The 23,101-nt window shown below is 74.1% G+C and carries 23 protein-coding genes and 1 tRNA gene; 4 read left to right on the plus strand and 20 right to left on the minus strand.

Annotated features, from left to right (window positions below; translation table 11 throughout):
• Positions 1-599 precede the first annotated feature (599 nt).
• The 8 genes from VK501_RS25245 to VK501_RS25280 form a co-directional block, all read right to left on the minus strand.
• Positions 600-1,931 carry a hemolysin family protein gene (locus VK501_RS25245; RefSeq protein ID WP_324342478.1) on the minus strand — a complete coding sequence of 444 codons (1,332 nt, stop codon included), beginning with the start codon at positions 1,929-1,931 and terminating at the stop codon, positions 600-602.
• Positions 1,932-2,010: 79 nt separating this feature from the next.
• Positions 2,011-3,018 carry a glycosyl hydrolase family 8 gene (locus VK501_RS25250; RefSeq protein ID WP_324342480.1) on the minus strand — a complete coding sequence of 336 codons (1,008 nt, stop codon included), beginning with the start codon at positions 3,016-3,018 and terminating at the stop codon, positions 2,011-2,013.
• Positions 3,006-4,574, minus strand: coding sequence for a glycosyltransferase family 2 protein (locus tag VK501_RS25255; protein WP_324342482.1), 1,569 nt, complete (start codon positions 4,572-4,574; stop codon positions 3,006-3,008). Before VK501_RS25255 ends, VK501_RS25250 begins: the two co-directional genes overlap by 13 nt.
• Entirely contained in the window at positions 4,571-7,390 is a 2,820-nt protein-coding gene (locus VK501_RS25260; RefSeq protein WP_324342484.1) for a glycosyltransferase family 39 protein, read from the minus strand. The genes VK501_RS25255 and VK501_RS25260 overlap by 4 nt, the downstream gene beginning before the upstream one ends.
• Entirely contained in the window at positions 7,387-8,373 is a 987-nt protein-coding gene (locus VK501_RS25265; RefSeq protein ID WP_324342486.1) for a polysaccharide pyruvyl transferase family protein, read from the minus strand. Before VK501_RS25265 ends, VK501_RS25260 begins: the two co-directional genes overlap by 4 nt.
• A gap of 136 nt (positions 8,374-8,509) precedes the next feature.
• Positions 8,510-9,736, minus strand: coding sequence for a glycosyltransferase (locus VK501_RS25270; RefSeq protein WP_324342488.1), 1,227 nt, complete (start codon positions 9,734-9,736; stop codon positions 8,510-8,512).
• On the minus strand, positions 9,733-10,524 hold the full coding sequence (locus VK501_RS25275; protein WP_324342490.1) for a glycosyltransferase: 792 nt from the start codon (positions 10,522-10,524) through the stop codon (positions 9,733-9,735). The genes VK501_RS25270 and VK501_RS25275 overlap by 4 nt, the downstream gene beginning before the upstream one ends.
• A gap of 281 nt (positions 10,525-10,805) precedes the next feature.
• Complete coding sequence (locus tag VK501_RS25280) at positions 10,806-11,096, minus strand: 4a-hydroxytetrahydrobiopterin dehydratase (protein WP_324342491.1); 291 nt, start codon at positions 11,094-11,096, stop codon at positions 10,806-10,808.
• Between the two features lie 12 nt (positions 11,097-11,108).
• Between VK501_RS25280 and VK501_RS25285 the strand changes: the two genes are divergently transcribed.
• Complete coding sequence (locus VK501_RS25285; protein ID WP_324342493.1) at positions 11,109-11,999, plus strand: cobalamin-binding protein; 891 nt, start codon at positions 11,109-11,111, stop codon at positions 11,997-11,999.
• Between the two features lie 2 nt (positions 12,000-12,001).
• Here VK501_RS25285 and VK501_RS25290 read toward each other — a convergent pair whose 3' ends face one another.
• The 4 genes from VK501_RS25290 to VK501_RS25305 form a co-directional block, all read right to left on the minus strand.
• On the minus strand, positions 12,002-12,826 hold the full coding sequence (locus VK501_RS25290; RefSeq protein WP_324342495.1) for a rhomboid family intramembrane serine protease: 825 nt from the start codon (positions 12,824-12,826) through the stop codon (positions 12,002-12,004).
• 68 nt (positions 12,827-12,894) lie between these two features.
• Positions 12,895-13,242, minus strand: coding sequence for a hypothetical protein (locus tag VK501_RS25295; protein WP_324342497.1), 348 nt, complete (start codon positions 13,240-13,242; stop codon positions 12,895-12,897).
• Positions 13,243-13,249: 7 nt separating this feature from the next.
• On the minus strand, positions 13,250-13,771 hold the full coding sequence (locus VK501_RS25300) for a sigma-70 family RNA polymerase sigma factor (protein ID WP_324342498.1): 522 nt from the start codon (positions 13,769-13,771) through the stop codon (positions 13,250-13,252).
• Between the two features lie 22 nt (positions 13,772-13,793).
• Entirely contained in the window at positions 13,794-15,455 is a 1,662-nt protein-coding gene (locus VK501_RS25305; RefSeq protein ID WP_324342500.1) for a 1-acylglycerol-3-phosphate O-acyltransferase, read from the minus strand.
• A 46-nt stretch (positions 15,456-15,501) separates the two neighbouring features.
• On the opposite strand from VK501_RS25305, the gene VK501_RS25310 reads away from it, so the two are divergent.
• Positions 15,502-16,038: a hypothetical protein gene (locus VK501_RS25310; RefSeq protein WP_324342503.1), complete on the plus strand. Its 537-nt coding sequence runs from the start codon at positions 15,502-15,504 to the stop codon at positions 16,036-16,038.
• Positions 16,039-16,063: 25 nt separating this feature from the next.
• Positions 16,064-16,136: transfer RNA gene (locus VK501_RS25315), tRNA-Thr, on the plus strand.
• Here VK501_RS25315 and VK501_RS25320 read toward each other — a convergent pair.
• From VK501_RS25320 to VK501_RS25345, 6 genes are all read right to left on the minus strand, one after another.
• Positions 16,137-16,592, minus strand: coding sequence for a group I intron-associated PD-(D/E)XK endonuclease (locus VK501_RS25320; RefSeq protein WP_324342505.1), 456 nt, complete (start codon positions 16,590-16,592; stop codon positions 16,137-16,139). It lies immediately after the preceding tRNA gene.
• Between the two features lie 81 nt (positions 16,593-16,673).
• Positions 16,674-17,813: a hypothetical protein gene (locus VK501_RS25325; RefSeq protein ID WP_324342507.1), complete on the minus strand. Its 1,140-nt coding sequence runs from the start codon at positions 17,811-17,813 to the stop codon at positions 16,674-16,676.
• A gap of 177 nt (positions 17,814-17,990) precedes the next feature.
• Positions 17,991-18,572 carry a DNA-3-methyladenine glycosylase I gene (locus VK501_RS25330; RefSeq protein WP_324342509.1) on the minus strand — a complete coding sequence of 194 codons (582 nt, stop codon included), beginning with the start codon at positions 18,570-18,572 and terminating at the stop codon, positions 17,991-17,993.
• A 9-nt stretch (positions 18,573-18,581) separates the two neighbouring features.
• The gene (locus tag VK501_RS25335) at positions 18,582-18,956 is read right to left on the minus strand and encodes a cupredoxin domain-containing protein (protein WP_324342511.1); all 375 of its coding nucleotides are present in this window, start codon (positions 18,954-18,956) and stop codon (positions 18,582-18,584) included.
• Positions 18,953-20,272, minus strand: coding sequence for a right-handed parallel beta-helix repeat-containing protein (locus VK501_RS25340; RefSeq protein WP_324342513.1), 1,320 nt, complete (start codon positions 20,270-20,272; stop codon positions 18,953-18,955). Before VK501_RS25340 ends, VK501_RS25335 begins: the two co-directional genes overlap by 4 nt.
• Positions 20,273-20,286: 14 nt before the next feature.
• Positions 20,287-21,384, minus strand: a complete 1,098-nt coding sequence (locus VK501_RS25345) for a multicopper oxidase domain-containing protein (RefSeq protein ID WP_324342515.1) — start codon at positions 21,382-21,384, stop codon at positions 20,287-20,289.
• 117 nt (positions 21,385-21,501) lie between these two features.
• Between VK501_RS25345 and VK501_RS25350 the strand changes: the two genes are divergently transcribed.
• Entirely contained in the window at positions 21,502-22,134 is a 633-nt protein-coding gene (locus VK501_RS25350; protein WP_324342517.1) for a TetR/AcrR family transcriptional regulator, read from the plus strand.
• Here VK501_RS25350 and VK501_RS25355 read toward each other — a convergent pair.
• On the minus strand, positions 22,131-22,514 hold the full coding sequence (locus VK501_RS25355) for a hypothetical protein (protein ID WP_324342519.1): 384 nt from the start codon (positions 22,512-22,514) through the stop codon (positions 22,131-22,133). The two genes, VK501_RS25350 and VK501_RS25355, sit on opposite strands and share 4 nt — an antisense overlap.
• A 22-nt stretch (positions 22,515-22,536) precedes the next feature.
• Positions 22,537-23,101: RNA polymerase sporulation sigma factor SigH (gene sigH / locus VK501_RS25360; protein ID WP_324342521.1), on the minus strand; the 565-nt coding region annotated here is incomplete at its 5' end.

The raw sequence follows: 23,101 nt of genomic DNA on the forward strand, positions 1-23,101 counted from the left end.
CACAACCTCCTCAAGCTGCACCGCAACGGCGGCCTGGCCGCCACCGCGACCGGATAAACCCGCCCGCCCGCAGCCGCTGGCAGCACCCAACGACAACGGGCGGGGCGCTTCGCGCCCCGCCCACCCGCCACGGGCCTGAAACCGGCCCACACCCAACAGCGGCCCCGCCAGACCACCGCCCGCGCCGCTTAGCGACCCACGCTCCTAGCCAATTCTTACGTCTGCGCACGGTGGCCGCAGGGAGTTTTTAGGACCGCTTCAGGAAGGAGGCAGACAATCGCTTTGCGAACGTACTCGCACGTGCACCTCCTCCCAGAAGCACGATCCGGCCCGCTCCTCAAGCGGGTCGGTTCGATTAAAGGGGGATCGTGTTACGCGCAGGTTGAGAAGTGGGGCGCACGCGCTCCGGACGGCCGGCTCAGGAGAAGCCGACCGCCCGGCGAGCGCGCCGGGCGGGCCCACCCCGGGCCGCCCGAACCACCCGACTCGTCGCTTCGCCGACCCATCGGCGCTGCGACACGGCCCCGTTTCCGTCCGTCCGCTTCACCGGAGCCGTTCGAGGGCTCAAACGGGTCCTGCACGCAGAACTTGCGCTCAGATCAGCCCGAGCGCTGTTCGCTGCCGGACGTCGAGCTCTGCTGCGCGCGCCGCTCGCGGATGCGGACGGCCTCGATGCGGTTCTCGCGCACGGACTCCACCCTGATCGAGTACCCGTCGGCCGAGATCGTGTCGCCGCGCTTGGGCAGCCGCCCGAGCTCGGCGAACACGAAGCCGCCGACCGAGTTGTAGGCGTCGGTGTCGACCGGCAGCTCGACGCCGTAGTCGAGCAGGTCGGTGACCGCGACGTGCCCGCGGACGAACCAGTCGCCGTTGGCGAGGCGACGGATGTGGCCGCCCGCCGGATCGGTCTCGTCGTCGATCTCGCCGACGACCTCCTCGATGATGTCCTCGACGGTGACGATGCCGACGACGCGCCCGTACTCGTCCACGACGACCGCCATCGACGAGCGCTGGCGCTGCAGGTCGGCCAGCAGGTCGTCCAGCGGCTTGGTCTCCGGGACGATGACCGCCTCGCGCACCAGCGGCTCGATCGACGCCTGCGGCCCCTCGGCCATCAGCGCGCGGGCCAGCGAGTTGGAGTGCACGATGCCGCGCACGCGGTCGCGGTTGTCGTCCTCGGTCACGACCAGGCGCGTGTGGCCGGAGCTGATGCAGCGGCGCAGTGCGGTCTCGACGTCCTCGCTGAGGTCCACCGTGACCACGGCCGGGATCGGCGTCATGACCTGGCGCGCCTCCTGCTCGTGCAGGTGGAAGACGCCGCTGAGCATGCCGGCCTCGCCCGCGTCGAGCTTGCCGCCCGCGCGCGCCTGGCTGATGAGGATGCGCAGCTCCTCGGGGGTCGCGCCCTCCTCGGACGCCGCCTGGGGATCGACCCGCAGCAGCCGCAGGATCGCGTTGGCCACGGCGTTGAGCAGCGAGATGAACGGCTTCATCGCGATGTTGAACGCGCGCAGCGGCCGGGCGACGCGGATCGCGATCCGGTCCGGATGGATGATCGAGTAGATCTTCGGGACCTGCTCGCCGACGACGACGTGCGCCGCGGTGACGATGATGTAGGCGATCGCCACCGAGATCCCGACCTTCACGTTGTGCGAGAAGTTGCCGAAGATCGGCTCGAAGATCGTGGCCACCGCCGGCTCGCCCAGGAAGCCGATGCCCAGCGAGGCGAGCGTGATGCCGAACTGGCACGCCGACAGGTACTGGTTGAGGTCGTCGTGCAGCGTCAGCGCGCGGCGAGCACCGGCGTTGCCCTCTTCGGCCATCTCCTGCAGCGAGGAGCGCCGGGAGCGGACGAGGCCGAACTCCGCGGCCACGAAGAAGCCGTTGATGCCGATCAGCACCGCGACCGCCAGGAGCAGCAGGATGGTCACGTGGCGAGGCCGGGTCTGGGCCCGGCGCTACTTCGAGAAGGGTCGTCGTTCATGGAGCGACGACCGCACGGTACCAGCGTCAACGGCGCTCCGGGCAGCCGCCGAGCAGATCGGTCTGCAGGAGCGCCCGCCCGAGCGCCGTCCAGGCGGCCCCGTAGTAGGTCGGGGACCGGCGCTCCTGCTCGGCGGCGTCGTCCAGCAGGCGGCCCGCGGCCGTGGCATCCCCCGCCGCCGCGGCCTGTGCGGCGCGGGCGACTGTGAACACCGGGTGCGTGGTGGGCGCGGCACGCTCGAGGCCCCGCAGGGACGCGGCCAGCCGGCGATCCTGCGGGTCGCAGGAGGCGGCGAGGCGGATCGGCAGGCGCGCGGCGTCGAAGCCGTAGGCGGGCGCGCCGGGGCCGCCGGAGGGTCCGGCCGGCGCCGGCGGCGGTCCGACCGTCGCCCAGTCGGTCGGCGTCCGGCCGCCGGGTCCGACGAGCGCGGCGACGGTCCGCCGCGTGGCGACCGCGACGTCGTCCATGTGCAGCGCGGCGAGGCCGCGCGGGTCGAAGTAGCTGGGGTTCGCGATGCCGCGCTGGGTCGCCCACGGCCCGGCCAGGAGGACGCCGCCACGGATCTCGTGGGCGCGCATCGCGTCGGCGATCCGGCGCGCCTGCGCCTTCAGCGGCGGCTCGCGGAAGCGCGCGGCGCCCAGCAGCAGCGCGTGGGCGACGTCGAGGTCGGCGTCGGCCGACGCCTCCGGGTCGGCGATCTTCCCGCCCGCCCAGTGCCAGGAGAGCAGGCCGTCGGCGCGGCGCAGGTGCGCCTGCGTCCAGGCCCAGACGCGATCGAAGCGCGCGCGATCGCCCGCGGCCACGGCGGCCAGCAGCGCGTAGGCCTGCCCCTCGCTGACGGTGTCGCCGCCCTGGTCGCGCCGGACGACCCGGCCGTCGGGATCGACGTAGCGGTCCAAGAACGCGCGGGCCGCGGCCTGCGCGGCCGCCCGGGGCGAGGCCCGGGACGAGGGGCGTGACGCGCCGCCGCAGCCGGCGGCCACCGCGACCGCCACCGCCAGGACCAGTGCGAGCGCCTGCCTCAGGCCGCCCACCGCTCCTCGACGCCGACCGGCGTCTCGTCGACCGCGGCGGCCGGCGGCGCGTCGGGACGGGCCAGCGCGGGCCACGCGCCCGCCAGCAGGATCGTGACGTGGAAGCCCGCGAAGGCGACGTTGTTGACCGTCGCCGGCGAGGCGTCCCGCAGCAGCCCGTCGATCGCGACCGTCACGAGCACCGTGACCATCGCGAGCGCCGGCCACACCGCGCCCGGCTGGCGGCCCGGCGTGCCCTGCTTGGGCGTCACGACGAACCCGCCGCGCCGCCCGGTCAGCGCAAGCAGCGACGCGCGGACACCGATCCAGAAGCTCGACGTCGCCAGCGCGAACCCGGCGAACGTGAAGGCGCCCGCGCCGGCCACCGCGACCATCCCCAGCGCGACCGCGTAATACGGCGCGAAGTGCACCAGGAACTGGTCGGCGCTGGCCCCGGCCAGCGGCTGGGCGCCGGTCAGGATCCGCACGATCGGCATCGCGAGATAGACCAGCACGGTCCAGCCCGACAGGAAGTACATGGACGACAGCAGGTACTGCAGCTTCTGCCGGTGCGGCAGGTCGGCCCGCAGCGCCCTGCGCGTCCCGCCCAGGCAGCCGCGCGCCCAGCGCTGCTGCTGCGAGACGTAGGACTTCATGTCCTCGGGCCCCAGCCCCGAGGCGACGACCTCGGGCATGTAGGCGGTGCGCCAGCCGCGCTCGTGGAGCGTGATCGACAGCTCGAAGTCCTCGGTGACCGAGTCCTCGGGGAACCCGCCGGCGTCCACGAGCGCCGACCGCCGGAACACCATGTTGGTGCCGCAGCAGAACATCGCGCCGAGGCCGTCCTTGCCGCGGGCGATCGCGCCGAAGAACAGGGCCTGCTGCGCCCACGCGGCGGCGGCCACGCGGTTGCGGTGCGCGTTGGCGTAGTACTGCGGCGTCTGGACCATCGCGACGCGCTCGTCGGCGAGGTGGCCGAGCGTCGCCTCCAGGAAGCGCGGTGCCGGCACGTGATCGCAGTCCAACACCACCAGGAACTCGGCGCCGGTCCGCGGCAGCGCGTCGTTGATGTTCCCCGCCTTGGCGCCGTCGCGGCGCTCGCGCGTCAGGTAGCGGGCGCCGTGGCGAGCGGCCATCGCGCGCATCGCGTCGCTGCGTCCGTCGTCCAGCAGCCAGACGGTCACGCGCCCGCCGCGCAGCGCGGACGCCGCGGCGATCGTCGGCTCGACGACACCGACGGGCTCGTCGTAGGTCGGCACGAGCACGTCGACGGCGGGCGGCGGACCGCCGTCGGCCAGCCGCAGCGGCGGACGCGCGCGCTGGCGCGACGCCGTCCACCAGAAGCCGACGGCCTGCACGAGGTTGAACGTCTCGGCGGCGATCAGGATCACATAGAGGATCGGCGATCCCATGCGCCCGGGCTCCAGCAGCCAGGCGAAGTACCAGGCCGCCAGCGGCAGCGCGAGCAGCGCCAGCAGCCGCACGCGCAGCGCCGCATGGCGGCCGGCGCGGCCGTCCCAGCGGGGCGCCTCCAGGCGCGGGTCGCTCGTCGTCGTGGTCGAGGGCTGTGCGCTCATCGGAACTCCCACACCTTCACCTGGGGCTTGCTGAAGTGGTCGGTCTGCCGCCGGCCGCCGCGCTGGATCGCGGTGATCCCCTTGGCGGTCGCGTCGGCGTGCTGGCGCTGGTCCAGGAAGCTCGCCATCAGGAACACGCGGCGGCGATGCGCCGGGTCGCGCTTCGGGATCCCCTGGTCCAGCGGCCGGGCCGTCACGCCGGGCTGGAGGTAGTGCACAAGGTCGCCGAGGTAGTCGGGCTCGTAGAGCACCACGTCACCGGGCCGGGCCTGGTCGTGGATCTGCGTCAGCGCGCCCTTGAAGTCGTACAGGCGCGGGTTGGAGCGGTTGAGCTGCTGGTCGGCGGTGCCGGCGGCGAGGGTCAGCGCCAGCGCGCCGGTCGCCAGCGCGGCACCGGTGCGCGACGCGGTCCACCCCGTCGTCGCCCGCGCGAGCAGCAGCAGGACCATCGGGGTCAAGGCGATGAAGTACCGCGCCTCGAACAGGAACGGCTTGGCGACGCCGAGCGCGGTCATGCCCAGTGCGGGGACGAGCGCGACGGCGGCGACGAGGCCGGTCCGCCCCGGCCGCCCGCGGCCCAGCAGCAGCAGCGCGCCGAGCATCAGCGCGGGCCACAGCGCGGTGAGCGCCGCCATCGTGGCGTTGGAGTGGTAGCCCCAGATCGCCCAGACGAGGTTCGTCAGCCCCGAGTAGACGCCGGGTCCGTCGCGCCCGCCGTCCACGTCGCCGCCGGCCTGCGACGGCGACTGGTCGAAGCCGCGGCCGGCCGACTCGTTGGCCGAGAACTGCTCCAGGGCGAAGTGCGCCAGCGGGAGCAGCAGGACGGCCGTCAGCGCCAGCGCTCCGACCCAGCCGAGCAGCCGCGTGCGGACCGGCTCGCCGGCGCGGTGGGCCTGCCACAGCTGCCACGCGGTCCCCGCGTGCAGCACGCCGACGACCAGCGCGGCGAAGTACTGCGTCCAGATCAGCGCCGCGCCCGAGACCGCGAGCGCCACCCACCAGCGGCCCTGCCCCGTGCGCATCGCCCGCAGCTGCGCGTACAGCGCGACCGTCGCGAAGAGCATGAAGAACGCGTACATCCGCGCCTCCTGGGCGTACCAGACGGCGAACGGCGCGACGGCGGCCAGCAGCGCGGCGGCCAGGCCGGCGCGCGGGCCGTAGAGCTCGCGACCGGTCGCCCACAGCACCGGGATCAGCAGCGTGCCGGCGAGGATCGACGGCGCGCGCACGACCATCTGGCCGGTGCCGAACAGGTGGACGATCGCCCACAGCACGAGGTGGTGCAGCGGCGGGTGGACGTCGGACGTGCGCAGGCTGTCGAGGAGGCCGTTCAGCGGGAGCTGGGCCTGGGTGACGCTCGTCGCCTCGTCGAGCCACAGCCCGCGGGTCGCTACGAGGCGCAGCGCGAGCGCCAGGGCGGTGATCGCCGCGAGCGCGACGAGCGGGCGCCGGTCGCGCGGAGCCGCCTGCGCGGGCGCGGCCGCCGGCGCCTGGGGGGACAGTCCCCCACCCGTTTGGGCGGGGGACTGTCCCCCGCGGTGGCGCGGCGTCCGGACGCGGGGGAAGGGCAGGACGACGCCGCCGCTGAGCGCCGTGGCGCCGAGGAGCAGCGCGGCGGCGGCGAACGTGCAGGCGGCGACCGCGCCGGGCGTGCGCGCGAGGGCGAGGATCAGCACGGCCTGGATCGCGGCGACGCTGCCGACCGCGGCGGCCATGCGCCGGCCGGCGCCCTGCGCGCAGCGCTGGGCGACCAGCACGCGGGCCACGCCGAGCAGCGCCATCGCGCCGACGTACGGCGCGACCAGCCCGGCGACCGGGGCGAACCGGTCGCCGAAGCCGAGCGTGACGAGGGTGCGCGGCGCGATCGCCACGACCGCGACGGCGCCGAGCCCCAGCGCCGCGGCGGCGCCGAGGGCGGCCAGCAGCGCGCCGCGCTCCCCGGTCCGCGCGCGCGGCAGCAGGACCAGCGGGATCGTCGTCGTCGCGAAGGCGGCGATGCCCCCGAGGGTCGACAGCACGGCGAAGCGCCCGGCGTCGCCGTCGGTCAGCAGCGCGTTGGCCAGCAGCACGTCCTGGTTCTGGACGAGCGCCAGTCCGAGGAAGGCCGCGACGGCGGGGCCGGTGGCGGTGATCGTGGTGGCGGCGTCGCGCGACGCGGTGGCGCGCGCGCCATGGCCCGCCCGCCCGGTCGCGGCCACGGCCAGCGCCGCCCAGCCGCCGGCCACGACGGCCAGCGCGGCACCCGGAGCGCCGGCGCCGGCGGCCAGCGGCACGCCGAGGCCGAGGCGCACGGCCGGCTCGACGAGCAGGCTCGCGGCGGCGCGGCCATGCCGCTGGGCGCCGAAGAGGCGGCCGCGCTCCAGCGCCAGGGGCATCGCCGCCGGCACGCCGGCGGCGAGCACGAAGGTGAGCGCCACCGGCAGGCCGAGCACGGGCGCCAGCGGGATCCCGAGGATCGCCACCGCCACGCCGAGGCCGAGGCCGCCGGTGACGACGTGGCGCCGCATGCGGCCCGCGAGGCCGCGGTCGAGCGCGCTGCCCGCCGAGAGGCTCGAGGCCGGCACGTGCACCAGCAGGTAGAGCGCCAGGAACGCCGCGACCTGCGCGAAGCCGCCGGGGCTGAGCAGCCGCGCGGCGATCAGCGCGAACGCGGCGTTGCCGAGGCCGGCGACGACCTGCGCGCCCGCCACGCCGGCCTGCTCGGCGGCGAGCCTGCGGAGGTCGACGCGGGGGCGCGGGCCGGGCGCGGGCGCCGGCGTCGCTGCGCGGCGCCGGGTCGTCCGGGCCTGCGGGGCGGCGGTCGTCGGGGCGCTCAAGAGGACACCGCTTCCGGGACGGTCCAGGGCTCGGGCGCGAGCGGCAGGCCGCTCACGTCGTCGGCCGGGCCCTCCCGGCCGCGGGTCAGCACGAGGTGCAGCAGGCGCAGGCCCTCCTCGGCCCGCGCGACCTCGGCCTTGATCGCCGGCGCGGCGGGCGCCGCGCCGTCGAGCGCGGCGAGCGCGGTCTCGCCCAGCACGGCCGGCGGCGCGACGGCGTCGACGACCGGCTGGCGCAGCCGCCGCGCGACGCCGGCGAGCTTGGACTCGTGCGCGTAGGCGACGAACGGCGTGCCGGCGGCCGCGGCGGCGATGGCGGCGTGGAACCGCAACGCGACCACGGCGCCGAACGACCGCGCGACGTCACGGGCCTCGTGGAGGTCGGCAGGCGGCACGATCAGCTCGGGCGCGCCGCCGAGGCGGTCGCGCACCGCGCGTCCCAGCTCGAGGTCGTCGATACCGTTCCCACCCGCGCCGCCCACCTGGAACGGCTGCAGCACCAGCGGGACGCCCGCGGCGACGATCGGCGCCAGCGCCTCGGCGAGCCGCCCGGCCAGGCGGCGTCCGCCCGCGTGGTGGCTGAGCACGACGAGCACGCCCTCGCGCCGCGGCGACGTGGCGCGGTCCGGCGAGGCCAGCGGCGCGTCCTGAAACAGCGTCCAGGCAGGGTCGGCGCCGATGCGAAAGGGCGTCGGCGCGCCCGCGGCGGCCAGCGCCGCGGCGGACTCGTCGTCGCGCAGCACGAGCAGGTCGGCCCGGTGCACGAGGCGGCGCGCGAGCGTCCGCGCGGTCTGGGTCGGCAGCGCGCCGGCGCCCACGCCCACCATCGCCAGCGGGCGGCCGAGCGCCGTGGCGCCGGCCGCCATCGCCAGGGCGCGGCGCAGCAGCGAGAGCGGCGGGCGCCCGCACCCGGGCCCCAGCGCCTTGAAGACCGTGCCGCCGGCGAACACGACGGCGTCGGCGCGCGCGACCGCACGGGCCACGGCGACGGGGTCGTCGGCGCTGACCGGCGTGCAGCCGGCCAGCGCGTGGTCGGGCGCGCCCGGCGCGGCGGTCGCGGTCAGCTCCCACCCGTCGAGGGAGTCCGCGAACGCCTGCAGGAGGGCGTCGTCGCCCGGGTTACGCTGCCCGAAGGCTCCAGCGAGGACCGCGCTCGGAATGGCTCACCTCCGCGTAGAGGTCGAGGTGCGTGCGCGCGACGGCCGGCCAGGTGCGGCCGGCGAGCAGCTCGGCGGCGACGTCACGCAGCGCCGCGCGTGCGGCGCCGTCGACGGCCAGGTCGCGCAGGCGCGCCGCGAGGGCCGGGGCGCCGGACGGCGCCACGAGCGCGTCGGGCACGCCCGCGCTGCCGGCCAGCTCACGGGAGACGAGCATCGGCGTGCGGTGGGCCAGCGCCAGCGCCAGGGCGCCGCTGCTGCTCACCGGCTGCGGATAGAGGAACGCCGCGAGGTCGGCGGCGCCGAAGCAGGCGGCGACGTCGGCGTCGTCCACCCGGCCGGTGAACGTCGCGTGGTCGCCGTGCTGCGCGCGGAGCTCGTCGGCGTAGCCGCCGGGGCCCTCCATGCGCGGGTGCTCGCCGCCGGCGACGACGACGTGGACCGACTCGGCGGCCAGGCGCCCGGCCTCCAGCACCCGCTCCAGTCCCTTGTACGGGGCCAGGAAGCCGAAGCAGAGCACGGTCAGCCGGCCGTCGTCGAGCCCGTGGCTGGCGCGGAACGTGGCGGTGCGCTGCGCGGTCGCCGCGTCGGCAGCGCCCGCGGGCACGCCGGGCTCGACGCCGTGCGGCACGACGCGCGCGCCGTCGACGACGCCGGCGAAGCCGGGCTCGTGCACGACCACGGCGTCGGCCAGCCGCGCGATCGACGACCGGATCGCGGCCATGCCGGCGCGTGCCAGCGGGACCGGCGCGCTGACGCGGTGCAGCGCCACGAAGTCGGCGTCCACGGCGCGCGGGTCGACGACGTGGTGCATCGTCACCACCGTCGCGCGGCGGGCGCGCAGGGCGGCCAGCGCGGGCGCGAGCCCCGCGGCCGACGCCGGTCCGCCGTAGAGGAACGTCTCGTGCTGGAGGTGCACCGCCGGCGCGCCGGTCTGGCCGGCCGCCAGCGCGGCGGCGGGCAGCACGCTCGGGCCGCCGCTGCGCACGCGCCGCAGCACCTGGACCGGGCCGTCGCTCGTGCGGTCGGGCTCGCCCTCGAGCCGCGGCGCGACCACGGCGACGCCGGCGCCCTCGCCGGCCAGCGCATGCGCGAGGTTCGCGGTGTAGGAGGCGACGCCGCTGTGGCCGCCGTGCCGCTCGCCACGCGGCGGGTACGGGGAGATCAGGCAGACATCAGGAGTGCTCATCGGCGCAGACCGTCTGCGAGCGCCACGGCGCGGGCGCGCCGCTCGAACCGGTTCGCCGCGTGCAACGGCATCGCCGGCACCCCGTCGGCGCTCCGCCGCTGCCGCGCGGCCCACAGGCGCAGCAGCCCGGCGCCCATGCGGCGCGTGTCCTTGACCGCGTCCACGCGCGAGCCGTCCTGGTCGACCCAGATCGTCGGAACCTCGGCGAGCCGGTGGCCGCGGTCGGCCGCGACCTGCAGCAGGTCGACGTCGAACAGCAGGTCCGTGGTCGTGAGCGCGGGCAGGACGTCGTCGACGACGTCGCGACGCAGGACCTTGGCCCCGCACTGGGTGTCGGCGTACGGCAGGCCGAGCAGCCGGCGCACGGCGAAGCTGAACCCCGCGCTCGTGAGGCGCCGTCGCAGCGGACGCGCCGCGGGCAGCACTGCGCTGGGGTGATGGCGGCAGGCGATCGCCCCGCCGACCGTCCCCGCGGCGTCTGCGAGGCGCAGCAGCTCGCCGGGCGGCGTGGCGCCGTCGGCGTCCACGAACCCGACGAGGTCGGCGTCGGAGCGCGCGAAGGCCTCCATCAGCACCCCGCCCTTGCCGAGCTTGGGGAACTCGTGCGCGACCACGCGGCGATCGCGCGCCGCATGGCCGGCGACCACCTCGGCGGTCGCGTCCGTGCAGGCGTCCAGAGCGATCACGAACCGTGTGCCGGGGTCGGAGCAGACGGCCCGGTAGCTGTCCAGCGTTGTGCCGATCCGGTGTTCCTCGTTGTGCGCGGGCATGACGATGTCCAGGCGCATGGCGATGCCTCCCGTTGTGCGGGTGGTTGGCGGAAGAGGTGCTGCGCGTGCGGGCCACGACCTCTCGGCCGTGCGCACGATGCTTCGGTGCTGCGCCGGCGACGCGGACCCGGGGGTCCTCCCCCTGTGCCGCCGGGCAGCGCGCGGCGGTTGGTGCCGACGCGCTCACCCACCACTACCCACGCACACCGCCAAGGTCGCGCTCGTGTGACCCCGCTCACAGAACCGGTCGTTTGCGCGCTGACCAGGGCGCACCGCCGGCCGGTGCGCTGCGCGCGGTCCTAGTGGGTCGGAAGGGCGTCGATCGTCGCGGCCAGGTCGAAGTCGGCCTGGGTCAGGCCGCCCGCGCTGTGGTTGGTGACGCTGAGCCGCACCTGGTTCCAGCCGTGGACCAGGATGTCGGGGTGGTGGTTGGCCGCCTCGGCGGCGCCGGCGACGGCATTGACGAACGCCATCGCCGCGGCGAAGTCGGCCAGCTTGCGATCGGTGACGATCTCGTCGCCCTCGCGCCGCCAGCCCTCCAGCGCGCCGAGCCGCTCGTCGATCGCCTTGTCGTCCAGCAGGTCTGCCATATCGTCTCCCCGATGCGGATCGTCAGCCTCGTGCCGCACGCTACAGAGTTGCTCTACGCCCTCGGGCTGGGCGACAGCGTGGTCGGCGTCACCCACGAGTGCGACTACCCGCCGCAGGCCGCCGGCGTCGCGAAGATCACCAGCGACCGGCTCCCCGCTGGCCTGACGCCGGGCGAGATCGACGCCGCCGTCCGCGCCCGCACCGAGCAGGGCGAGGCCATCTACGGCCTGGACGAGGACCTGCTCGCCGAGCTCAAGCCCGACCTGATCGTCACGCAGGAGCTGTGCCCGGTCTGCGCGGTCAGCTACGACGAGGTCAAGGCGGTCGCCCAGAAGCTGGCGCCGTGCCCGCAGGTCATCGCGCTGGACCCCAAGACGTTCGGCGAGACGATGGGCGACGTCCGCACGCTGGCCCAGGCGACCGACCGCCGCGATGCCGCGCTGGACCTCGTCACGCGCCAGCGCGCCCGGGTGGACCGCGTGAAGCTCGCCGTCAAGGGCGCGCCCCGGCGCACGGTCGTGGCGGTCGAGTGGTTCGACCCCGTGTACGTCGCGGGCCACTGGACGCCGCAGCTGATCGAGCTGGCCGGCGGCCTCGACGTCCTCGGCTTCGCCGGCGAGCACAGCGAGCGCGCCGGCTGGGACGCGCTGCGCGCCGCGCGGCCCGACGTCGTCCTGTGCATCCCGTGCGGCTACGACGGCCCGCGCGCGCTGCAGGAGGCCGGGGAGTTCGCCGACGAGCTGCGATCCGTCGGCGCGCAGGACGTCATCGCGCTCGACGCCTCGGCGTACTTCTCGCGCCCCGGTCCGCGCCTGGTCGACGGCCTGGAGACCCTCGCCCACGCGCTGCACCCGGAGCTCGTCCCGGACGCGCCCGGGACCGTGCACCGGCTGGAGCTGTAGCCCTACAGGCTGTAGTTGTGGAGGTTGCCCGAGACGGCGATCGCGCCGACCACGGCCACCACGGCGAGCGCCACGCAGCCGGCGTAGCCGACCCACGGGCGGCGGAGGTTGTCGGCCTGGTGGAACGCGAGCCCGGCCAGGACGCCGCCGATCAACCCGCCGATGTGGCCGCCGAAGGCGATGTGGAACCCGGGAATGAAGCCGATGGCCAGGTTGAGCAGGATCAGCCCGCCCAGGCCGCCGCTGAACGGGTCGTAGCCGCGGCGGCGCTGCTCGACGGCGAGCGCGCCCATCAGGCCGAAGACCGCGCCCGACGCGCCGACGACCGCCGACTCCGTCGTCTGCACGAGCGAGCCGAACGAGCCCCACAGCAGCGCGGTGAAGTACAGGCTGGCGAAGCGCGGCGAGCCGATCGTCCGCTCCAGCTGCTGGCCCAGCAGCCACAGCAGGTACATGTTGAACCCGATGTGGAAGATCCCGCTGTGCAGGAACCCGCTGGTGACCAGGCGCCAGTAGTCGCCGTCGTGGACGAACGGGCCGAACAGCGCGAAGTTGTCGTAGATCGTCCCGCCGTTCTCGCTGACGCCGATGCTGCCGCCCTGGCCGAGGAACAGCAGCACGCAGACCGCGATGATCCCGATCGTCACGCGCGGCTCGGCGTTGGCGTTGATCATCGCCGCGGTGCGCACCTTCGTCTTCTGCTTGGCGCACTCCGGGCAGCGCATCCCCACCGACGTCGGGGTCATGCAGTCCGGGCAGATCGGACGGCCGCAGTTGGAGCAGGAGACGCCCGTATCGCGCGACGGGTGGCGGTAGCACGTGGCCATGGGGCGCAGCACGCTAGCAGCGGCGCCAGCCGCTCAGGCCGGCTCCGCGCCGCAGGAGGCCGATCGGATCAGCGGTCGAGGATCCGGCGCGTCTCGTCGGCGACCGACCGCAGGGTGCGCTCGGCGAAGTCGAGGGGGTCGGACGCCCGGGAGGACCGGCGCCGGTGCTGCTGGCGCACGCGCAGGAGCACGAGCGCGGCGCCCGCGGTCGTCCCGACCGCGACGGCCGCGACGGGGCGCACCCAGTTGCGCGGGTCGCGCATGGTCGAGAGCTCCCAGCTCTCCAGCTCGTCCTGGGCCAGCGTGGTGAGCTCGGCCAGGGTCGACTCCATGCGCGCCGCGAGGTCCTCGGGCGGGTCGACGGGCGCCAGCGCCCGCTTCAGCAGGCCCTCGAAGTCCCCGAAAGTCTCGCTCATCGGCCGATCACCCCTCCTTCGTGGCGACGATCTCTTCCAGCTGCTTGATGGCGCGGTGCAGCAGCACCTTCGTCGCGCCGTCGGTACGCCCCATGGCCCGCGCGATCTCGCGGTTGTCCATGCCCAGGGCGAAGCGCATGATCAAGGCCTCGCGGCGATCGTCCGGAAGGTCCTTCACACCATCCAGGATTCGCGCCAACTCGTCGCGTCCCTCCACGAGATCCTCGGTGGTGTGCGTCGTGCGCAGCGTGTCGGAGTCCTCGATGGGGGTCTGCGGCTTGCGTGAGCGGTCGCGGTACAGGTTCGCCGCGAGGTTGTGCGCGATCCGGATCAGCCATGGCCGCAGCGGGCGCCCGTCGGACTCCCCCACCGCACGCTCGAAATGCCGGTAGGCCTGCAGGAAGGTCTGCTCCGTCAGGTCCTCCGCGTCGTGGTGGTTGCCCACCCGGTAGTACGCATACGAGTACACGTCCCTCAGGTGTGCCCGGTAGAGCTCTGAGAACTCCTCGTCGAGCTGGGCCTTGTCCACGCACGAGAGCCTATCCGTCGGGCTATGCGGCCCGAACGAAGCGCTTGCCGCGGCGCGGCGGGGCGGTGATCGTCGATGCCCAGTCGCCCGCGTCGACGCGGCCCGCGACGACGTCGGCCAGCCCGTTGACGGCCGGCGCGTCGACGCCGCCCTCGCGCAGGGCGATGGCCAGCAGCGGCATCGCGTCGAGGCTCTCGGGCGTCTGCCCGAGCGCGGTCTCGATGTCGGCCGCCGCGGTTCCGGCGGCCAGCAGCTCGCCGGCGCGGCGGTTGCGGGAGCCCTGCGAGACGAGCGTGGCGATCAGGTCGCCGGTGCCGGCGAGGCCGGCGAACGTGTCGGCGTGGGCGCCCTGGCGGCGCGCGTAGGCGTCGACCTCGGCGAAGACGCGCCCGGCGGCGGCGCCCGCGGCGTTGGGGCCGGCGGGCCCGGCGGTGGCGGCGGCCAGCGCGGCGGCGTTCTTGGCGGCGCCGGCGAGCTCGATCCCGACGACGTCGGTCGAGGTCTCGGCCGACAGGCCGGCCTTGCCGAGCAGGTCGGCGAGCTGGCGGCCGAGGCCGGGGTCGGCGCAGCCGACCACCAGCGCCGCGCCGTTGTGGAGCGCGTCGGCGGCGTGGGCGGGCCCGCCGACGCAGGCGACGGCGCGGGCGTGGGTGCGCTGCGTGGTGTAGGCGCTGGGCAGCATGCCGTGCGGCGGGACGAGGCCCTTGGCCGCGACGAGCACGCCGGTGCGGGCGAGGACGGCCGCGCCGTGCGCGGCCAGCACCTCGGGCAGCGCGCGGGCGGGGACGGCGAGGACCACGAGGTCGTGGCGGCCGAGCTCGAGATCGGCGGCGCGCACGACGTTGACCTGCTCGGGCAGCGGCTCGCCGGGCAGGTAGCGGTCGTTGACGCGCGCGGCGCTCAGCAGCAGGGCCTGGTCGGCGGTGCGCGTGCCCAGGTCGACGTCGACGCCGGCGCGAGCCAGCGCGACGGCGAGGCCCGTGCCCCAGGAGCCGGCGCCGATGATCGCGGCGCGGCGGATCGGCGGCAGGCCGCCGAGCCACTCCCACTGGAGCATCACGCAGGGCCAGATGCGGTCGGTGACGGCGCCCGCGAGCTGCGCGGACGGCTGGTCGACCTTCGGGAAGCGCAGCGGCGCGCCGGCGCGGATCGAGACCTTGTGCGGGCGGATGCGCCACTTCCTGCGGATGTCCTCGGTGCCGATGACGGCGAGCGGGATCACCGGCGCGCCGGTCTCCAGCGCGAGCCGGCCGACGCCGCGCTTCGGGCTGCCGAGCGCGCCGGGCCGGATGCGCGTGCCCTCGGGGAAGATCAGGACCGAGTCGCCGCGCTCGAGGATCTCGCGGGCGGTGCCCATCGCGCCCTCGTCGGCGTTGCCGCGGTCGATGGGGAACGCGCCGAGGCTGTTGAGGAACCACGCCGTGAGCGGGGAGCGGAAGAGCTCCTTCTTGGCGACGTAGTAGAGCGGTCGCCGGGACATGCACGCGATGACGAACGGGTCCAGGAACGACCGGTGGTTGGCGGCGAAGATGACCGGGCCGTCGACGGGGATGTGCTCCCGCCCGATCCGCGACATGCGGAAGTACAGGTGGAAGAACGGCTGGAACGCCGCTCGCACGATCCAGTACACGAGCGGGTTGACGCCCTTGTTGCGGGCGCGGTCCAGAAGCCGGTTGGTCTCCATCGCATCTGGCGTACCCCGGTGCGGCAGCGGCGGTTACAGTGGCCGCATGGCCATCGACCGTGCCCGCACCGCGCGCGGAGCCGTCGCCGGCGCCGTCGCCGCCGGCGTCTGGGCGCTCCAGCAGCCGCTCGACCAGCGCGTGTTCGGCGTCCGCTACGACGACACCGAGCTGCTCGGCAAGTTCGTGACGCGCGGGCGCGCCTGGCCGGCCGTGGGGTTGGCGCTGCACCTGGCCAACGGCGCGGCCTTCGGGGCGGTCTACGCCGGCGTCTCGCGCCGCGTGCCGCTGCCGTCGTGGGCGCGCGGCCCGGCCGCCGGCCTCGGCGAGCACGTGACGTCCTGGCCCCTGATCCTGCTGACCGACCGGATCCACCCGGCCCGCGACGAGCTGCCGACCCTCGGCACCAACCCGCGCGCCTTCGCCCAGGCGGCGTGGCGCCACCTCCTCTTCGGCACCGTCCTCGGCGAGCTCGAGCGCCGCCTCAACGACGAGCCCGACGACGATCTCCCGACCTACGAGCAGGTCGTGTCCACCAACGGCCACGGCAACATCGAGCACGCGATCACCGGCGCAGGCGCCTGAGCGGCACCTAGACTCTGCCCTGCGCGCCGGGGTAGCTCAGCTGGTAGAGCACTGCTCTTGTAAAGCAGGTGTCACGGGTTCGAGTCCCGTCCTCGGCCTCACGTCGTGGCTCCGTCTCGGTAGTCGGGCAGTGCGTAGTCCGCAGCCCACGAGATCCCGCGCTCCTGCCCGTTGCGGGTGGGAGCAAGTCGGAGCGACCCGATGCCAGTGGGCAGTACCTCGATCGGCACGAGGTAGTTGGCGTGGTTCTGCGGGCAGTGCACCGCAAACGCGTCAACCTGCCCCTGATAGCCGCGGCGGTACACGCTCGACCGGTTGCCTCGTGTGCTCACGGTGTTGAACTGAATCACGCCGCGCTTCAACCGGCCCGTCTTGCATTGCACTCGCAGGAATCGGTCACCCAAGTCGAGCAGGAGGTCGTATCGGTGATTCTGCCCGACCGGCATGAACACGGCGTAGCCGAGCTGCACCAACGCGTTCGCGATCGCCATCTCAGAGCGGAGACCGACGTCGACCGGATGAGCGCTCGGCTTCGGAGTCGGGATCGAGAGCACGAACGTATGTTCGCAACCCTGCCGGACGCTCCGCGCGCTGCTCGCGCCAAGGCCATGACCCGCGCGCCGCGCCCTCCCGACCTACAGCCGGTCGCGCCAGGTCACGGCCGCCGAGGCCACCTGGCCGAGTGCCTCTTCGAGCTTCATGCGGTTGTCGGTGCGGCGTGCCACGCCGAGCGCCTTGAGCGCGTCGGCGAGGAGCGCCGGGCCAGCGGGGCCCTCGGCGCGCAGCGCGTCGAGCTCGGACGCCGTCAGCCTGCGCGCCGCGCCCGTGGCGGCGACCGCCACCTCGGCGTACTCGCGCTCGGCCTTCACAGCACGCGACTCCGCGCGCCGCGCCGTCTCCACGGCCGCGCGGGCGCGGGCGAGCGCCTCGTCGACGACCTCCTGCTCCGGCGGCGCCGCCACCACGCGCTCGACGCGCACGGCCGTCCGCTGCGCGTCCGCCAGCCGCGCCTCGGCGGCCGCGGCCCGCTCCTCGGCGCGCTGCGCCGCCGCCTGCGCGTCGGCCAGCTCGGCGCCGACGCCGCGCTTCTGCGCGCGGGCGTCGGAGATCGTGGCCTCGGCGCGCTCCAGGCGCGACGCGAGCTTGACCGCGGTGCGACGTGCCTCGGCGCTGTCCATCCGCGCCTCGGCCAGCTCGGCCTTCAGCGTGGCGGCGCGCGCCTCGGCGGCCTCGCGGCCCCGCTGGACGCGGGCCAGCGCAGCGGCGTCGGTGACGCGCTCGCGGACGACCTTCGTCTTGACCTTCGGCGCGGCCTCGGCCCGGGCCCGCGCGCGATCGAGCTGCGACTGCAGCCGGTCGGCGCGCGTCTGCGCCTCGGCGGCGCGGGCCAGCGCGGCGTCGACTGCCACGCGGGCGTCGTACTCCAGCCGCGCGGTCGCGCGCTCGGAGAGGTCGACCTCGGTCCGGCGCCGCGGACCGCGCTTGGCGGGCTCGAAGCCGGCGGCGCGGATCGCCAGCTCGAGCGAGCCGTCGAAGCAGCGCCGGGCGGCGTTGGCCGACGGATAGGCGGATCCGCAGACGGGGCACCCGGCGCGGTAGCGCTCGATGCGCCAGACCTGGCCGGTGATCTTGGCCTGGCCCGGGTTGAGGTCCGCCAGGCGCGGGACCTCGCCGTGGGCCTCGACGAAGTGCTGGATCTCGGTGATGACGGACTCGGGAGTCCACTGCGGGGTCTTGCCCCGCCGTGGGGCCCCCGCGACCTGCGCGGGGGACATGAGCGAGTCCCCCTAAGGCAGGCGCTGAGGCCGGATCGACGGTCCGTCGATCCGCGCATCAGGGCGCGGATCGCTTCCGGGCAGCGGCCCGGACGGCGCGTACATCAGTTCAGGGGTGCGCAGCATGGTTCTCCCCCACCGTATCGACCCGCGCGCCGCGATCTGGCAATAGCCGCGTCAGACCACCCGTCGGGCTGCTTCGGTGGCCTGGCGCGCGACGCATCCGGCGAGGTGGTCGTTGACCAGCCCGCAGGCCTGCATCGACGCGTAGGCGGTCGTCGGGCCGACGAACCGGAAGCCCTCGCGCTTGAGCGCCTTGGCGAGCGCGGTCGACTCCGGCGTCAGCGCCGCGACGTCGGCCCAGGACTTCGGGGCCGGCCGCGCCGGCGGCGCATGCGACCACACCAACTCAGACAGCGTCCGGCCGCCGTCGTGCAGGGCGACCAGCGCACGGGCGTTGGCGATCGTCGCCTCGACCTTCAGCCGGTTGCGCACGATGCCCGCATCGGCCATCAGGCGCGCGACGTCGTCGGCGCCGTAGCGCGCCACGACCTCGGCGTCGAAGCCGGCGAAGGCGGCGCGGAACGCGTCGCGCTTGCGCAGGATCGTGATCCATGCCAGCCCCGACTGGAACGCCTCGAGCGAGATCCGCTCGTAGAGCCCGCGGTCGTCGCGGACCGGGCGCCCCCACTCGTCGTCGTGGTAGGCGCGGTACAGGGGGTCGTCGCCCCCGAAGCAGCGCAGCTCGGCCCCCGCCAACACGCGTCCCTACGGCCGCTTCTTGACCGTGATGGTCATCGACATGTCCTCCTCGTGGAAGGTGCAGATGATCTTGTACCTGCCGGGCGTGGTGAGCTTGCGCTTGAAGTCGTCGCCGGCGGCCAGTGGGTCGGAGGCGAACTTCTTGACGCCCTTGGGCGCGGTCTTCAGCGCGACGTCGTGGACGTCTGACTCGTCCTCGCTCCAGTGCCACTTGATCGTGTCGCCGGTGTGGACGGTCAGCGTCTTGGGCCCGTAGTAGTTGTCGTTGACCGACACCGTGCGCGTCTTGGCCTTCGTCGACGTCGCGGCGACGGCGAGCGCGGGCGCCGCGGCAACAGCCGCGGCGCCCGTCAGCGCGATGAGGGCCTTGCGGCCTGTCACTTGACACCGCCGGTGTAGCGCTCCAGCGCGGTGAGGCCGGCCTGGGGTGCGTGGTCGTGCTTGACCAGGAACGCCTCGTGCGTGCCGTCCAGCGCCCAGTCGATGAGCTGCTTCTGGACGTCGGCCGAGAACGCGTTGGCGCCCGTGAACGGGCACGCCGGCAGCGTCGACGCGTCGGCGGGAACGGTCACGGCCACGCCGGTGTTGCCGCTGGCGCAGTTGTCCTTGCCGTTGCCGTCGTAGCCGAGGTCGCGGCCGTTGAGGTCGGTGCCGTTGGCGCCGAACTGGTTGTTGGAGATCGAGTTGCCGACGAGGTCCATCGCGTCCGGCACCTTGGTCAGCAGGAACTGCTGGATCATGCCGGCGCCCATCAGCCAGTTGCCGTAGATCCGGTTGTTCTCCACGCGGTTGTGGCGGCCGCCGAACAGCAGCACGCCGACGCCGACCGGGTAGGCCGTCGAGTCAGCGGCCGGCGGTTGCACCTTGAACGGCGCACCGGCGTAGTAGTTGAAGTTGTTCCAGAAGATGTCGTTGTCGGTGATGACGTTCTCTTCGGCCGGCGCGTACTTCTCCGAGCTCAGCGCGTTGGGGACGACGCCCGTGCCGTTGTTGTAGAACTTCGACTTCGAGATCGTCACGTAGCGCATGTTCGTCCCGGACCAGCCGAGCACGTTGCCGTAGGACTTGATGTTGCGCACGATCGAGCGGACCGGCTTGGTCTGCGGCGGGGTCTGCCCGATGTAGAACCCGGAGTCGCTGTTCCACGCGGCCTCGGAGTTCGTGATCGTGCCGCCGACCGAGTTGAAGGCGTACACGCCGTACACGCCGACGAGGAAGGCCTTCACGTTGGTGAAGGTGTAGCCGTTGACGTTGACGGCGAAGAAGCCGTTGGCCTTGTAGTGCTGGGCCTGGAAGCCGTTGACGGTGACCTCGTTGGCGCCGTTGATCTGGATGCCGTTGGAGCCCTTGACGTCCTTGCCCTCGAGGATGACCTTGCTCGGATCCTTGGGATCGCCGATGAGCTTGATGAAGCGCTTCTTGACGCCCGCGACCTTCACGCCCTCGCGGTAGGTGCCGTGGGCGACCTTGATGGTGTCGCCCGGCTTCGCCTCGTTGACGGCGTCCTGGATCCGCGGGAAGCAGGACTTCTTGGCCTTGCACACCTTCAGCGTGCGGAACGGGCCCTTCGGCTTGGCGTTGGCGCCGCTGCCCGGCTTGGACGGCGGCGGATAGTCGACCGCCGAGGCGATCGGGACGAACGCCAGCGCCGCCACCAGGGCGGTGGCCGACGCGACGATGGACGTGCGATGCGACACGAGAACTCCTCCTACTACTCGACGAGGTACCAGCCCGCCATCCCCGCGTCCTGATGGGAGAAGACGTGGCAGTGGTAGAGCCACCGACCCGGGTTGTCCTCGACGAAGCGCACCGACGTGGTCTCGTTCGGACCGACGGAGGGCGTGTCGACGAACGCCCCGGAGGCGTCCTTCCAACGGTGGCCGTGGATGTGGAAGTCGTGGAAGTTGTTGTCCATCCCGAACACGTGCAGGGCGACCTCCTGGCCGACCTTGACCCGCAGCGTCGGGGTGTTGCCGGCGAAGGCCCGCCCGTTGATGCACTGGTAGGAGCGCTTGAGGCCCGTGACGGGCGGCTGCAGCTGGTGCAGGAAGAGCGACTTCTCGAACACGGGGACGGGCTCGCCCTTGGGACGCACGACCAGGCTGCCGAACATCCCGCGGAAGGTGTTGAGCGTGTGGTTGGGCCCGTGGTCGTGGTACGGCCACGCGCCGACGCTCTCGGGCACGCACTCCCAGGTGTAGGTGAACTCCTCGCCGGGGGCGATGAAGCCGCCGGCGCGCGTGTAGTCGCCGAGGTACACGCCGTCGTACTCGGGGTTGTACTTGACCCCGTGGGGATGCATTGTGACGGCCTGCTTGAGGCTCTTCAGGTTGTTGCGGAAGTGCACGACGATGGTGTCGCCGACCTCGGCGTGCAGCGTCGGGCCGGGGATCGCGGCCGGCCCGAGCGCGGCGGCGAAGCCCTCGGTCATCTGCTGGTAGACGACGGCCGTGAAGGTCGAGTCGCCGGACTGTGCGACGCCGTGCCAGTCGTCGCGCCTGCTCGGCACGATCGTCCACTTCACCGTCGTGGCCTGGATCCAGTACTCGACCTTGACGCCGCCGGGCTGCGGCGACGGCGTCACGTAGGTCTGCAGCTCGGTCGGCTCCTTGGGCTTCGTCGCGGCCGCCGCGGCCCGCGGGCGCGCGATGCGCGCGGCGGCGGCGTCGGCCTTGGCGGCGTCGCCGCGGCGGGCGACGGCGATCTTCTCGCCGCCGATCGTGCACAAAAACGCACCTGCCGCGCTCACCTGCAGGAAGCGGCGGCGGCCGAGCGTGGGGTCGAACTGGTCGAGCGGATCCGGCGTCATGGAAGGCATCCTGGCGGGGGCGCGGGACGGTGCGCCCCCGGGGTGCGGGCGCCAGCCTACACAGGACCTGGACAGTTGTCCAAGACATTTGAGCAGCACTCCGGTACGGTGGCGTTCATGGCCGCCCAGCCCTCTCCGGCCCGCGCGCTGCAGCGCGGGCGGCGCGACGCCCGCGGCGAGCGACGGCGCGCCGAGCTGCTGGAGGCGGCCATCCACCTGATCGGCGCGCACGGCATCGACGGCGTGACCCACCGCGCGGTCGCGGCGGCCGCCGGCGTCCCCGCCGCATCGACGAGCTACTACTTCCGCTCCAAGGACGAGCTGATCCACGAGGCGCTGCGGACGCTCGCCGAGCGTGAGATCGACCGCCTCCGCGCCCGCCGGGAGGCCCTCGGCGACGCCGTCGCCGACCTCGAGGTCACCACGGAGGCGCTCGCCGCGTGGATCGAGGAGCAGCTGACGCCCGACGGCCGCGTCGCGATGCTCGCCCAGTACCAGCTGCAGCTCGAGGCGGCCCGCCGTCCCGAGGCCCGCGAGATCCTCCAGGCGTGGAAGGACGGCACCGACGACCTGTCGGAGACCGCCATGCGCAGCCTCGGCGCCCGGGACGTGCGGACCGCGGCGATCCTGCTCGTGTGCGCGATCGACGGCCTGCGGCTGCGGCTGCTGGCCTCGGGGCACGAGCCGCTCGAGGGCCCCGAGCTGCGCTCCGTGCTGCGGGCGCTGCTGGCCGGGCTGACGGCCCGCTAGGCGGAGACCCAGGTGCCGTCGCGGCGCCTGAGGGTCAGCGCGGTCTCGGAGCCGTCGGCGCCGACGACGCGGAAGACCGCCTGGTCGGCGTCGGTTCCGGGCTTGTCGACGACCTGCACGAGGTGCAGGTCGCGGATCTCGCGCGGGGCGACCGCGGCGCGCGCCGCGGCCTCGATGGTGGCGCGGTCCCACCCCCGGTCCTGGGCTCGCGCGTCGGCCAGGGCCGCGTCGGCGGCCTCGACCTGGGCGCCCAGGCGCTCGTCCAGCATGGTCTGGCGCCGGCGGTTGGCGACGTAGCCGCCGACGAACAGCACGACGGCCAGGACGACGACGATGCCGACGATCAGGCCGAGGACGAACGAGAAGCTCGCGAGGATCACGGGGTCGATTACAGCAGGCCGGCTAGGCGAGGACGTTGCGGGAGGTCAAATGGGTGCCGACCTTGCGCTTTACGCGCTGCAGCGCGTTGTCGACCGTCTTGGTGTCGCAGCCGAGGCGCTCGCCGACCTGCTCGTAGCTGTAGCCGTCGAGGTAGAGCGACAGGACGCGCGACTCGAGCTCCGACAGCGCGGTCGACAGGCAGGACACGAGCGAGCGCAGCTCCTCGGAGCTGATGACCTGGTTGACCGGGTCGTGGATCGGCGAGCCCGGGATGACCTCGTCGAGCGTCGGCTCGCCGTCCTGCGCGCTGGCGGGCGAGGCCGAGAACGAGACGTACTGGTTCAGCGGCGTGTGCTTGTTGCGCGTCGCGGTCTTGACCGCGGTGATGATCTGGCGCGTGATGCAGAGCTCGGCGAAGTTGCGGAAGCTCGACTCGCGGTCGGTTCGGTAGTCGCGGACGGCCTTGTAGAGGCCGACGAGGCCCTCCTGGATGAGGTCGTCGGCGTCCCCGCCGGCCAGGAAGTACGACGACGCCTTCAGGCGGACGAAGCCGTAGTAGCGACGCACGATGCGGTCGTAGGCGATC

Origin of the sequence: Baekduia sp., from assembly GCF_035318805.1 — a bacterium.
Taxonomy (GTDB): domain Bacteria; phylum Actinomycetota; class Thermoleophilia; order Solirubrobacterales; family Solirubrobacteraceae; genus Baekduia.

Coding starts and splice junctions, on each gene's coding strand:
- VK501_RS25255 (WP_324342482.1), bottom strand. CDS start 4,574: ATGAGCGCACAGCCCTCGACCACGACGACGAGCGACCCGCGCCTGGAG.
- VK501_RS25270 (WP_324342488.1), bottom strand. CDS start 9,736: ATGAGCACTCCTGATGTCTGCCTGATCTCCCCGTACCCGCCGCGTGGC.
- VK501_RS25275 (WP_324342490.1), bottom strand. CDS start 10,524: ATGCGCCTGGACATCGTCATGCCCGCGCACAACGAGGAACACCGGATC.
- VK501_RS25280 (WP_324342491.1), bottom strand. CDS start 11,096: ATGGCAGACCTGCTGGACGACAAGGCGATCGACGAGCGGCTCGGCGCG.
- VK501_RS25285 (WP_324342493.1), top strand. CDS start 11,109: ATGCGGATCGTCAGCCTCGTGCCGCACGCTACAGAGTTGCTCTACGCC.
- VK501_RS25290 (WP_324342495.1), bottom strand. CDS start 12,826: ATGGCCACGTGCTACCGCCACCCGTCGCGCGATACGGGCGTCTCCTGC.
- VK501_RS25295 (WP_324342497.1), bottom strand. CDS start 13,242: ATGAGCGAGACTTTCGGGGACTTCGAGGGCCTGCTGAAGCGGGCGCTG.
- VK501_RS25305 (WP_324342500.1), bottom strand. CDS start 15,455: ATGGAGACCAACCGGCTTCTGGACCGCGCCCGCAACAAGGGCGTCAAC.
- VK501_RS25310 (WP_324342503.1), top strand. CDS start 15,502: ATGGCCATCGACCGTGCCCGCACCGCGCGCGGAGCCGTCGCCGGCGCC.
- VK501_RS25325 (WP_324342507.1), bottom strand. CDS start 17,813: ATGTCCCCCGCGCAGGTCGCGGGGGCCCCACGGCGGGGCAAGACCCCG.
- VK501_RS25345 (WP_324342515.1), bottom strand. CDS start 21,384: ATGACGCCGGATCCGCTCGACCAGTTCGACCCCACGCTCGGCCGCCGC.
- VK501_RS25350 (WP_324342517.1), top strand. CDS start 21,502: ATGGCCGCCCAGCCCTCTCCGGCCCGCGCGCTGCAGCGCGGGCGGCGC.